This window comes from Algibacter sp. (genome assembly GCF_049667265.1).
Taxonomy (GTDB): domain Bacteria; phylum Bacteroidota; class Bacteroidia; order Flavobacteriales; family Flavobacteriaceae; genus Algibacter_B.
This window is the reverse complement of record NZ_JBATHX010000297.1, coordinates 1-13,382: the sequence shown is the minus strand read 5'-3', so window position 1 is coordinate 13,382 and position 13,382 is coordinate 1. Positions and strand designations below refer to the sequence as shown.

The 13,382-nt window shown below is 34.7% G+C and carries 8 protein-coding genes; all 8 read right to left on the bottom strand.

The features are described from left to right. Positions 1 to 1,091, bottom strand: a 1,091-nt coding sequence (locus WBN21_RS10860) for a malic enzyme-like NAD(P)-binding protein (RefSeq protein WP_424200177.1), incomplete at its 3' end; no start/stop codon positions are given. A 235-nt stretch (positions 1,092 to 1,326) separates the two neighbouring features. After that, entirely contained in the window at positions 1,327 to 2,031 is a 705-nt protein-coding gene (locus WBN21_RS10855; protein ID WP_424200175.1) for a FadR/GntR family transcriptional regulator, read from the bottom strand. A 219-nt stretch (positions 2,032 to 2,250) separates the two neighbouring features. Beyond that, entirely contained in the window at positions 2,251 to 3,174 is a 924-nt protein-coding gene (gene queG, locus WBN21_RS10850; protein WP_424200173.1) for a tRNA epoxyqueuosine(34) reductase QueG, read from the bottom strand. Positions 3,175 to 3,223: 49 nt separating this feature from the next. Next, positions 3,224 to 4,246 carry a Holliday junction branch migration DNA helicase RuvB gene (gene ruvB, locus WBN21_RS10845; RefSeq protein WP_424200171.1) on the bottom strand — a complete coding sequence of 341 codons (1,023 nt, stop codon included), beginning with the start codon at positions 4,244 to 4,246 and terminating at the stop codon, positions 3,224 to 3,226. A gap of 234 nt (positions 4,247 to 4,480) precedes the next feature. Beyond that, positions 4,481 to 6,376, bottom strand: a complete 1,896-nt coding sequence (locus tag WBN21_RS10840; protein WP_424200169.1) for an OmpA family protein — start codon at positions 6,374 to 6,376, stop codon at positions 4,481 to 4,483. A gap of 19 nt (positions 6,377 to 6,395) precedes the next feature. Continuing rightward, on the bottom strand, positions 6,396 to 7,352 hold the full coding sequence (locus WBN21_RS10835; protein ID WP_424200167.1) for a PorP/SprF family type IX secretion system membrane protein: 957 nt from the start codon (positions 7,350 to 7,352) through the stop codon (positions 6,396 to 6,398). 27 nt (positions 7,353 to 7,379) lie between these two features. Further along, the gene (locus WBN21_RS10830) at positions 7,380 to 11,570 is read right to left on the bottom strand and encodes a gliding motility-associated C-terminal domain-containing protein (RefSeq protein WP_424200165.1); all 4,191 of its coding nucleotides are present in this window, start codon (positions 11,568 to 11,570) and stop codon (positions 7,380 to 7,382) included. A gap of 203 nt (positions 11,571 to 11,773) precedes the next feature. Beyond that, on the bottom strand, positions 11,774 to 13,382 hold a 1,609-nt coding region (locus WBN21_RS10825), incomplete at its 5' end, for a cytochrome c oxidase subunit I (RefSeq protein WP_424200163.1).

The following is a 13,382-nucleotide window of genomic DNA, read 5'->3' as shown; positions in this document are numbered from 1 at the left end:
ATATTTACTTGTTCAGGAACAGGTTCTTTGGCTAATCTAGCCAATGCTTTTACGGCTGCCATTTTCATGGCTTCGTTAATTTTGGTAGCGCGCACATCTAAAGCACCTCTAAAAATAAATGGAAATCCTAAAACATTATTAACTTGATTAGGATGGTCAGAACGACCAGTTGCCATAATAATATCTTTTCGAGTAGCAACCGCTAAATCATACTTAATCTCTGGATCTGGATTTGCCATAGCAAAAACTATGGGGTTTTTAGCCATTACCAAAAGCATTTCTGGACTTACCAGATCGGCCATTGAAAGTCCAATAAACACATCGGCATCTATCATGGCTTCATCAAGTGTATCTATTTTTCTATGGGTGGCAAATTCGGCTTTTTCAGCAGACAAGTTTTCTCTATCATCTCTAATAACGCCTTTACTATCAAGCATGACCATGTTTTCACGACTGGCTCCGCAAGCTTGGTATAAACGCGAGCATGAAATGGCTGCTGCACCTGCACCACTAATAACAATTTTTACGTCTTTTAATTTCTTTTCAGAAAGTTCAACGGCATTTATTAAGGCTGCTGCCGAAATAATAGCAGTTCCGTGTTGGTCATCGTGCATTACTGGAATATCCAGTTCTTCTTTTAACCGTCTTTCAATCTCGAAAGCTTCGGGTGCTTTAATATCTTCAAGATTTATCCCTCCAAAAGTAGGAGCTATCATTTTTACAGTTTGAATAAATTCTTCAACATTTTCGGTATCTACCTCAATATCAAATACATCAATATCTGCAAAAATTTTGAATAATAAACCTTTACCTTCCATAACAGGTTTTGAGGCTTCAGGACCAATATTTCCCAATCCTAAAACGGCAGTACCGTTAGATATTACCGCAACTAAATTCCCTTTAGAAGTATATCGATAGGCGTTTTCTTTATCTTTTTCAATTTCTAAACAGGGCGCTGCAACACCCGGTGAATAGGCTAAAGATAAATCTCTTTGACTTGCATATTTTTTAGTGGGAACCACTTTAATTTTACCAGGAGTTGGTTTTGCGTGGTATATAAGGGCCTCTCTTCGTTTGCTTTCTTCGCTCATAATGGACTAAATTTATAGTCTAGCAAATATAACAATCCTAATAAGGAAACTCCTATTCTTTTAAAAATTTGATATTTCTTTTTAAGCTGAAAGAAAAATAATTTTAAAGCACACTTAGAAGCTAAAAGTTTAATTTTTAAATTTTTTTCAGATTCTCCAAAACAAGTGCAGACGAATGGATATTTAGATTTGAAAAAAATGGGAAGTATTAGGGAATAAATAACAAGAAAAATTGTTATTTTAAATTATAGCAATATTGATAAAGCACTTTAAAATGTCGTTTCATTTTTTCTCTTGCTAATTTTGAATTCTGACTTTTAATGGCTTCAAAAATTTCTTGATGCTCATTTATTCCTCTTAGTGATAAACCATCGTCACAGACATGATATCTTTCAAAATTTGTAATAATTCCAGGCGTTATCATGAGCATAAGACTATTCATGGAACTATTCCTACTTGCTTTAGCAATTGCCAAATGAAAAAGTAAATCTTCTTGTACGGCATTTTCATTTTTTAGCACTTTGGTTTTGTATGCTTGCAAGGCGACACTCATTTCTTCTAAATCTTCATCTGTTCGTCTTAAGGCTGCTAAGCTGGCAGTTTTTAATTCTAATAAAATTCTAGTTTCTACCAAAGATTTAAAATCTGGATCTTCAAGTCTTAATAGGTTTTTTATTATCCCATTTATAGCAGTAACACCAATATTAGTTACAAACGTTCCGCTTTGAGGAATGGATTCTAAAACACCATAAAATTCCAGTTTTTGGATGGCTACTCTTAAACTACCTCTAGAAACCTCCAATTTTTCTGCAAGCATCCTTTCTGAAGGAAGCCTATCTCCTGGTTCTAAATTTTTATAATTTATTATATCTCTAATTTCAGAAATTATTTTTTTCTGAATATCAAAATCTTCTGTTTTTAATATGGTTGCTAATCTCATTTGCTATTAATAATAAAATGTTCTTTTAGAAAAAACAATAATTCTCTATGTTGTTTCACCATTCTCAATATAACTATTTTTTAATTAATTTGCTAGGATTTATTTTTTGGGTCTAAATCGTTCTAATTCTAACATTCAATTTCCATTTTACAATCCATTGATTCACTTTCAAATAGAGCACTAAAGAAACTATGTATAATCAGAATTTACCAACTATTGCTAATCTTTCAAAAAATCAATGTTTCTTTTTAACCCTGAAAATTTGGTGCGTTTTACAGCTGAATTTTTAAACACTTTTTTAAAAGTATCTTCTGTAATTTCCTCCCAATCTTTTTTTGTAAAGGATAACAATTCGGGATGCGGATTAAACAACGGTTCACTATGTGATTTTGAAAATCGGTTCCATGGGCAAACATCTTGACAGACATCACAACCAAACATCCAATCGTCCATTTTTCCTTTAAATTCTGTTGGAATATTTTCTTTTAATTCTATGGTAAAATAGGAAATACATTTGCTGCCATCAACCACATAAGGCTCTGTAATGGCTTCAGTTGGGCACGCATCAATGCAAGCTGTACAAGAACCACAATGGTCTGTTGTTACCGAATCATACTCTAAGTCTAAATCGATAATTAATTCAGCTATAAAATAGAAAGAACCAACTTGTTGGGTGAGCAAATTACTGTGTTTACCAATCCAACCAAGACCACTTTTTGCCGCCCAAGCTTTGTCTAAAACCGGTGCAGAATCAACAAAAGCACGACCATGAACCTCCCCAATTTCGTCTTGAATAAAATGTAAAAGCGATTTGAGCTTGTCTTTAATTACGAAATGATAATCTGTCCCATAGGCGTATTTCGAAAGCTTAAAACTGTTTTGATTTTGTACTTCAGAAGGAAAATAATTGAGTAATAAAGACACAACACTTTTTGAATCTTCAACTAGTTTTGTTGGGTCTAACCGTTTATCAAAATGGTTTTCCATGTATTGCATTTGCCCATGCATGTTATTGTTTAACCACTTCTCTAATCGGGGTGCTTCTTCTTCTAAAAATTGCGCTTTACTGATTCCACAAGACAAAAAACCGAGGCGTTTTGCTTCGGTTTTAATGAGTTGTGTGTATTTTGATATGTTTTTCACTTTCTTAATTGGACTTCGACTACGCTCAGTCTGACACTACTTATCAATTTTAAAACAGACCTCCTTGTGTTGATCCCTTAACTTTCCCTAAGTGTTTATAGGCTTGCTCAGTAACTTCACGACCACGAGGTGTTCGCATAATAAAACCTTGCTGAATTAAAAACGGCTCGTAAACTTCCTCGATAGTTTCAGGGCTTTCACTTACTGCTGTTGCAATAGTAGTAATACCAACGGGACCACCTTTAAATTTATCAATGATGGTGGTTAAAATTTTATTATCCATTTCATCCAAACCATGGGCATCAACATTTAATGCTTCAAGGGCATATTTGGCAATTTTAATATCAATATTTCCGTTGCCTTTTATTTGCGCAAAATCTCGAACACGACGTAACAATGCATTTGCTATCCTTGGTGTTCCACGGCTTCTTCCAGCTATTTCAATGGCAGCTTCCATAGAGGTTGGAACATCTAAAATAGTGGCGCTTCTTTGAACAATAGTGGTTAGTAAATCTGTATTATAATATTGAAGTCTGCTTTGAATACCAAATCGCGCACGCATTGGTGAGGTTAACAATCCTGACCGTGTAGTTGCTCCAATTAATGTAAAAGGATTTAAGTTGATTTGAACTGTTCTTGCGTTTGGACCGGTTTCAATCATGATATCGATTTTATAATCTTCCATGGCTGAATATAAATACTCTTCAACAATGGGACTTAATCGATGGATTTCATCAATAAACAAAACATCGCGTTCTTCAAGATTGGTAAGTAAACCAGCTAAATCGCCAGGTTTATCTAAAACGGGACCTGATGTTACTTTTATACCAACTTCTAATTCATTGGCTAAAATATGTGCTAAGGTTGTTTTTCCTAAGCCAGGAGGGCCATGAAATAAGGTGTGATCTAAAGCTTCGCTTCTTAAATTGGCCGCTTGAACAAAAATTTGAAGGTTTTCCAACACTTGATCTTGACCTGTGAAATCGTCAAAGGACAAGGGTCTTAATTTTCTTTCTACATCTAATTCTTCTGGTGAAAAATTGTCGTCTGTTGGATCTAGGTTTTCGTTCATGATTATAAGCCCTTCTTTAAAGCTTCGCTTCGTACTTTCAATGAAAATATATTTTCATTTCAGTAATGCTCAGGGTGACATTTTGGTTCAATTTGAATAATATAAAAAAGTGGATTCCTGCCTTCGCAGGAATGACAAAATACTGAAACAAGTTCAGCACAAGCAAATATAAACAAAAAGCCTTTCCGAATTGGAAAGGCTTTTTAAATAATTGGTTGGTGATTATTAGGTTGGTTATTTCAATATTGTAAATTCACAACGTCTGTTAATATCATATTCTCGATCATCACAAATACCTTCTTTAACACACTCGTTAAGTGGTTGCATTTCGCCGTAACCGATACTTCTTAATCGGTTTCTCTCAATGCCTTGACTCACTAAATATTCAAGTGTTGAAGCAGCACGTTTTTTTGATAAATTTAAGTTGTATTCATCTGGTCCGCGTGCATCTGTATGTGCAGATACTTCAATTTCCATTGTTGGATATTTATTCATTATATCGACTAATACATTTAAGGTAGTTGCCGCATCTTCACGAATAATAGCTTCATCAAAATCAAAGAAAATTTTATCTAATTCAACCTGAACAACTTGCTCAGCACCTTTATCTTTTTCTTTAATACGCTCTTCAGCATCAGCAAAAGACTCTAAAGACAAGTAAATATCATGTTGCACTTTCCCCTTACTATCTGTTGAGAACTCAACATCTTGAGGAATGTATGCTTTTCGAGTACCGCGTACCTTATACTTTTGATTTGGTTCTATTTTGAAAATATAGTATGCATCATCACCAACAATGGTGTCTTGAATTACCCTATCAGATTCATCAAATAATGTTACTAAAGATCCTGGAAGAATGTTTTTACTGTTTAAGTCTTGCACAATACCTTCCACTTGATAAATTGTTAAAGGATTTTTTTCTCTTGCAAAACCAAATAATCTATCATAGCCAGTTCGGTTTGATGATACATAACCTTTATTAGTCTTCTCTCTAATCACATATGCAAAATCGTCTAGATTACTATTTATGGTGCTTCCTAAATTTACAGGACTATCAAATGAATCGTTAACCATATTACTTCGAAACACATCTAATCCGCCATAACCAAGATGACCAATTGAAGAGAAATACAATACATTATACTCGCTAATGAATGGGAATTGCTCTCTGTGTTTAGTATTTATAGTTTCACCTAAATTTTCCGGTTCTCCGTAGGTACCATCATCGTTTATTGAAACTCTGTAAATATCAAAACTTCCAAAGGTTCCTGGCATATCACTAGCAAAATAAAGAGTTTTTTCATCCTTGCTTAACGCTGGATGTTCGGTACTATACGAATCTGAAGTAAATGGTAATGGCGTAACATTTGTCCATACACTATCTACCAATTCCGCCTTATAAATTTTGATGTGTGCGATGCGTTCTTCGTCTGTTTTTTTGCGTGTTGTATTAGTTCTATTAAAATACATGGTTTTACCATCTTTTGTAAAAACAGCACTACTTTCATGCGAACTTGTATTGATAGCTTCAGAAAATGGTTGAATATTTTCTAAAACATTTTGGCTTGTAATAGATGCGCTATACAAATCTAAATACGGTAAATTATTCCAAGCATATTGCGGGTTTTCAGAATTTCTTCCAGATGCAAAAGCTACTTTATCATCGCCGTAAAAAGTCAAGCCAAAATCGCTACTAGAATTTTTGTTTTCAATTTGCCTCAATTTGAAATTGTGCGGCGTAGTTTTATCGGTTTGTTCTATAAAAGCAAGGGTATTAATTGGCGTGTTATAGTACATACTTAAATGCTTATCGGCATCTTTATATTCTTTAACGCCTTTTAAAGCCTGAGCAAATCTAAAATGATAATCAATATCAATAGAATCGCCATATTCTACAAATAACTCTCTGTAGGTTTTAATTGCTTTTTGAAGACTGGTATTGTAATAATAACTATCCGCTAAATTTTGAAGCACTTCTTGGTTACGCTCCTTAGTTTCGTAAATTTCTGCAGCATCTTTATAAGCTCTAATTTCAAAAAGCTTGTTTACACGCTTTAAATTTTTCTTTTGTGCATGGGCCAGTCCGCTAACTAATAAAAGGCCTGCAAGTATGTATGTATATTTTTTCATGTTTTCCTTGTATTAAATGTTAGAAGAATCTTGGCGAACGATCATATCCGCTTTTAAATCCGAATAAATCAACGTCAAACAAAATGCATATTTCGTGCGATCCAGAATTGTAATCTCCTAAGTTAGTAGTTGTATAATCGTAAGCATAACCAACTCTCAGTTCTGGAGTAATTCTGAAATTAATTAAAGCACTCATAGCATCGCCTAAACGATACCCTAAACCAGCTTCTAGTTTTTCATTAATCAACACATTCGCCGTAATATCTAACGCTAACGGAGCACCTTTTACACCTCTTGCCATAAAAGCAGGCTTGAGTTTTATATCCTTATCAATGTCGAAAACATATCCACCTGTTAAGAAATAATGCACATTTTGAATACCCGTTGCTTTAATACCGTTTTCATTTTCAAGGTGTTTTGTAGACAACATATTTGGTGCCGATAATCCTAAATAATAGGTATCGGTAAAAAAGAAAGCACCAATTCCTAAATTAGGAAAGGCTTTACTAATGTTTTCATCAAAAGCTTGATCTGTGCTTGTGCCACCTGATTGTAATTGAAATCCATTAAAATTGGTATCAAAAAGTGTTACACCGGCTTTAACACCAAATGATATTTTACTTTCTATCCCTACTGGCAATACATATGCGAAATCTGCATAAATATTATTTTCGTTTACAACATCACCAATATTATCATTGGTGAACGAGAGTCCCATTTCGATTTTTTCGTTAATAGGTGTGTGAGCAAAAAAGCTTCCTGTTTTTGGTGCACCTTCTAAGCCAACCCATTGTGTTCTGTAAAGTCCTCCTAAATTTAATATCCCTTCTTCTGCAGTTGCATAGGCTGGGTTTATAACACTCATGTTGTACATGTATTGAGTGAATTGAGGATCTTGCTGCGCGTTACTTTGATAAGACAGTATGATTATACTTAACAAAGCAGCTATTTTATGATATATATTTAAATTTTTCATGTTCTTAAATTTTGCTTTATCTATAAATTATCTACTTAAGTATAAGCTTCCTTGTTCTGGTTTATTTTCTCCATCATTAAAGTTGAAAATGTAAAAGTAAACACCTACTGGCAAATCGCCTTTTGAAATGACTCTTCCTTGATTGGAAGTTCCGTCAAATCTTGGTGAGTTCGCATTTCCTTTGTATACAATGTTTCCATTTCTATTATAAATCTCCATTTCAAAATTTGGAAATAAAATGGCTAGATTATCAACATCGAAAGTATCATTAACACCATCTCCGTTTGGCGAGAAGCCATCTGGAATTATCAATTTTCCACAGGCTGTTAAATCTGGTATAACCTCTAATCGCACACTACTCTCACAACCTGTAACTGGGTCAACCAATGCCACGTAATAGGTAATATTAGTTAGTAAGTCATCTTCTGAAAAAGCCGAACCACCAGTTGGTGTGTCGTACCATCTTAGATTATCTGATGTATTATCATACTCCATTATATTATCAGACAATGTCCTAATAGTTGGATCATCATTAATACAATATTCAATTGTTGAATCGATTATAGTTGGTGTTGGCGTATCATTAACAGTAACATTAATTTGAACTGCCATGGATGATTCACATGCACCACTAGTTTGAGTTGCGTAATAACCTTCACCATCAACTAAATCATCCGTAAGTAATGCTGGAATAGTTAAAGCGGCATCTTCATACCAATTAACTGTTCCTGATGGACGAATACTAATTGATAAGTCTTCAACAGTTGGATTGTTTGCTAAACAAAATTCAGGATCTGGATCTAAAACAATTACTGCTGGCGTATCGCTTACTGTTACAACAATATCGGACGTAGAATCTGGTGCACATGGTGCCACAGCAGTTACGGTATAAGTATAAGTTCCTGATGTATCGACCGCAGGATCAAAAACTCCTGTGGTACTTGTTAAGGTTGGTGTCCAAACACCACCACTTTGAGCATCAGCTCCTAATAAGGTGAATAAATCAATTGGATCATCACCTACACAAATTGCAAGCGTATTATCTGAACCCGCATTTGGTGCAAGAGTTACGGTTACTTCTACTTGATTTGTGAATGTTCCACAACTATTTGTTAATGTATAAGTATAGGTTCCATCTGCATCTACTAACGGATCAAAAACCCCCGTTGTACTAGACATGGCCGGAGACCAAGTTCCACCTGCATCGGCTCCTCCTAATAATGTGAATAAATCTGTTGTACCTTCATTACTACATATATCTAAAGTAGGATTAATATTTGAACCCGCATTTAATGGTTCTTCTATAGTAACTGTTATTGTTTCGCTATCATCAACACAAGGCGCTGAGGCTACGATATAATAAGTAAATTCATAATTTCCTCCAATAAACCCTGTAACATCGTACATAGTTGGGTCTGCTATTACAGTTCCGGTATTATCTAAACCTTCGTACCAAGTACCGCCAGCATCTTGAGTGCCGTCTAAACCTGCAGTTAAATCAATTGTTGAATCATTACATGCTACAATTGGAGTTGCATTTGGACCGCCTGCATCAGGTGTTTGATAGATAGTTGCAGTTACCGCTGTTCTTACAGAAGATTCACAACCTGTAGTGGCATCCGTTTGAGTTGCATAATAGATTTGAGCATCCACTAAAGCGGTAGTATCGTCTAGAAGATTACCTCCAGTATCTGCATCATACCATTGAATGGTTGTTCCTGTTGCAACTAAATTAGCTACTGTAGCAGTATCACAAAATTCTTGAGGTGTATCTGCCGTAGGTGCTGGTGTATCGTTAACAATTATGCTTACTGTTACATTTACATCATCACAACCGTCAATAGCATCAACATCATAAGTGAAATTATAAGTTCTTGCAGAAAGACCGTCAAGTGTTACTATATTAGTACTTAAAGCTAATGAAGCATCATCGTCGCTCCATGTTCCTGTTTGATCTTCGCCTTCTAATAAATCAAATAAATTATAAGTTTGTCCTGTGGTTATTTCTGCTAAACAAAATTCAACTGGTGTATTTGCTGTTCCAGATTCTGGAGCAGGTTCTATGAGAATAGCTACCGTTGTTGCATTGCTACACGTGTTTGAATCTATAACTTCATAAGTATATTGATTATTCCCTGTGCCTAATACTGACAGATCGATAATATTAGTAATTGCTGTTCCTGAATTATCTGCACCTGTATACCATTGACCTCCTGAATCAACAGAACCAAGTAACAATGAAAACAAATCAAAGCTTGTATTATTTAATGCTGGGTTATTTTCACAAAACGTTTGATTATCTGCTGTTCCTGTATTTGGTAAAGGGTTGATAATAATACTTACTACCACATCAACATCATCACATGAAACTATAGGATCAATATCAAATGTAAAATCATAAGTCCCATCTGTATAGCTAGATATATCTAAATTACTAGGATCTGTTACTATGGCCGATGTCGTATTATTTGTCCATGTTCCTGTTCCACTTTCTCCGTCTATTAAGCTGTATAAATCAAAACTTGCTGGGGCTGAACCTTCGCAAAACTCAACAGGTGTATTTGCTGTTCCAGATTCTGGAGCAGGTTCAATAGTTATTGTAATAGCTTCAGTATCTAAACATGTTCCATTATCAATTGTATAATTGAAGATATATGGACTTCCAGCTACTGTGAACGAAGTAATATCTATTGGATTTGAAATGGTAGTATTACTTGAATCTGTCCAAGTACCACTATTATTATCCTGAGTGTTATCTAAAGCATCAAATAAATTATAATTTGAAACTAATTCATTCTCACAAAAAACTGCATTTAAAGCATTTCCTGCATGAGGATCTTGAAGCACAATAACTTGAACCGTTGTAGATTCTTCCGGGCACGGGTTTGGTAATACATTTTGAGTATATGTGAAATTATATGTTGCAGGTGTGTAACTTGTTAGATCTAAATTCATAGGATCTGCTATTACCGTTCCACCACTTGTAGTTCCTTCCGTCCATTGTCCATCTGGGTCATGATTTTCTAATAATGTAAATAAATCAAAAGCTGAGGGTAAACCTGCTTCACAAAATGAGGCTGGACTTAATGCTGTTCCTGAAGTGTACGTTTCATAAATTGTAATTGTTACGGTTGAAGTACCTTCTGGACATGTTCCATTACTTGGCACAGTATAAATATAGGTATGTGCTCCAGCTACAAGAGTAGAAATATTTGTCGTTCCCTGTGGGTTTGCTGTTATTGTTGTTGGACCAGACCATGTTCCATTTGTATCAGGCAATCCTCCTAAATAGGGAAACATATCTATGTCACCAACTGGTATACTGTCATCACAAAACTCATCATTACCTGGAGTACCAGGATCAAAAGGTTCGTCAATAATAACTTCTACTCGAGTTGTTTCACTATCACAAGGAAAAGGGGAGGTAGAAACTAAAGCATATAAAACATCTCCATCATCAATTACGGTTGTTAAAGAAAGTTTTGAACCACTTGCCTCTGGATTATTAAACCATTCTATATTGGTAGCTGTGCCAATATCCAAATCGGCAATAGTAAAGACATTTCCACCAGCATTACAAAACGATTGAGGTGATATTAAAACTGGTGCATCTGGTTTCTCAATATAAATTGCTAAACCATCTTCTAATTGACTTTTACAACCGCCAGCATCCTCAAATACAATTTCAAATGCTGTAGTTGAAGTAATTGCCTGTGTTGGTGAAGCTATATCGTTTGTGCCAAAATCGTTATAAACTGTTACTAAGCCTCCACTTGGAATAAATGATATCAAAGCGTCGTCAATAAAAGTTTGTACTGTTGGGTTTTCATCACTACAATAAAACTCCTCAAATTCACTATTAGTAGCGGGAACTGTGAAAGAAATACTTAATTCTTGTCTTGGCGAACAATCAACTCCGCTATTATTATCATCTACATAAATAAGTCCTTCTTTAACTAAGGCATCATTATCTATTTGAGTTCCACCAACTAAAGCCTTGTAATATACAATGGTTGCTCCATTATCAATAATGACTCCATCACTTACTAATAAGGATGTTAAAGTTTGATAGTCTAATCCAGCAGCATCGCATATTGGCGGCGGGGTTGGATTTGTAACTGTCGGACATTGAGAAAATCCTGAATAAGACATCCCAAATAACATGACATAAAAAAACGCGTAGGTAAAAGCATTTTTTAGATTCGGTTTGGTTTTCATAATTGAAAAATTATAATCTGGTTATTAATAGTGTTGAAATCAAAATTTCAAATATATTTCGTAGCGCAATTTAACTGATTTTTTTGTATTTCATCGAATTATTTTAAAAAATTTTACTTTTTATCGAAAAAATACGCATTTAAACGTAAAAAGCCCACCATTTACAGGCGAGCTTTAATATGTAAGATTTTTAATATGCTATTTTAATGCTGAAGTTCTTCCTCTCCGTCCTTTAAAGGTATATTTTGAGGAACAAAATCTTCCTCATGACCAGGTTTACTATAATCATAAGACCAACGGTAAACATGAGGAATCTCTCCTGGCCAGTTACCATGCATATGTTCTACAGGCGCTGTCCACTCTAAAGTAGTCGATCTCCAAGGATTCTGAACTGCCTTTTTGCCATAGAAAATACTGATAAAGAAATTATATAAATAGACAATTTGAACCACACCACCAACTATAGCAAATAGGGTAATGATAACATTCACATTGGCCAAATCATCAAATAAAGGAAAATTACTATTTGTATAATAACGACGTGGTAAACCAGCCATACCAATAAAATGCATTGGGAAGAATACACCATAAGCACATACCGCGGTTATCCAAAAGTGGATATACCCAAGATTTTTATTCAACATACGACCAAACATTTTTGGATACCAATGATAAATACCGGCGAACATACCATACAATGCTGATATACCCATCACTAAGTGAAAGTGAGCAATTACAAAATAAGTATCGTGTACGTTAATATCTAAAGCACTATCTCCTAAAATAATTCCTGTTAAACCGCCCGTTATAAATGTTGAAACAAATCCAATAGAAAATAACATGGCAGGATTCATTTGTAAATTACCCTTCCAGAGTGTTGTTATCCAGTTGAAAGCTTTCACGGCCGATGGAATAGCAATTAATAAGGTTGTAAATGTAAATACAGACCCCAAGAATGGATTCATACCAGAAATAAACATATGGTGACCCCAAACTATTGTAGATAGGAATGCAATAGCCAAAATAGAAGCAATCATTGCACGGTAACCAAATATAGGTTTACGTGAATTAGACGCCATAATTTCTGAAACTAATCCCATTGCTGGTAAGATTACAATATATACCTCTGGGTGACCTAAAAACCAAAATAAATGTTCGAATAATACTGGAGAACCTCCTTGATAATGTAATACTTCACCTTGAATAAAAATATCTGATAAGAAAAATGAAGTTCCAAAACTTCTATCCATTATTAATAATAACGCTGCAGATAATAATACTGGAAATGATACAACACCAATAATAGCAGTTACAAAAAACGCCCAAATGGTTAAAGGCAATCTTGTCATTGACATCCCTTTAGTTCTCAAATTAATTACAGTAACTATATAATTTAAAGACCCTAATAATGATGAAGCAATAAAAATAGCCATTGATACTAACCATAGTGTCATACCTAACCCTGAACCACCTGATGCCATTGGTAAAGCACTTAATGGAGGATAAATTGTCCAACCAGCTGCTGCAGGACCAGCTTCAACAAATAATGAAGCAACCATGATTATACATGATAAAAAGAATAACCAATATGAAACCATATTTAGAAATCCTGATGCCATATCCCGAGCCCCAATTTGTAATGGAATTAATAAGTTACTAAACGTACCACTTAAACCAGCAGTTAGTACAAAGAAAACCATGATTGTACCATGTATGGTAACCAAAGCCAAATATATGTCGGCATCCATAACTCCATCAGGAGCCCATTTACCTAGTAATGCTTCAAACAATACGTTAGGCTCTTCTGGCCAT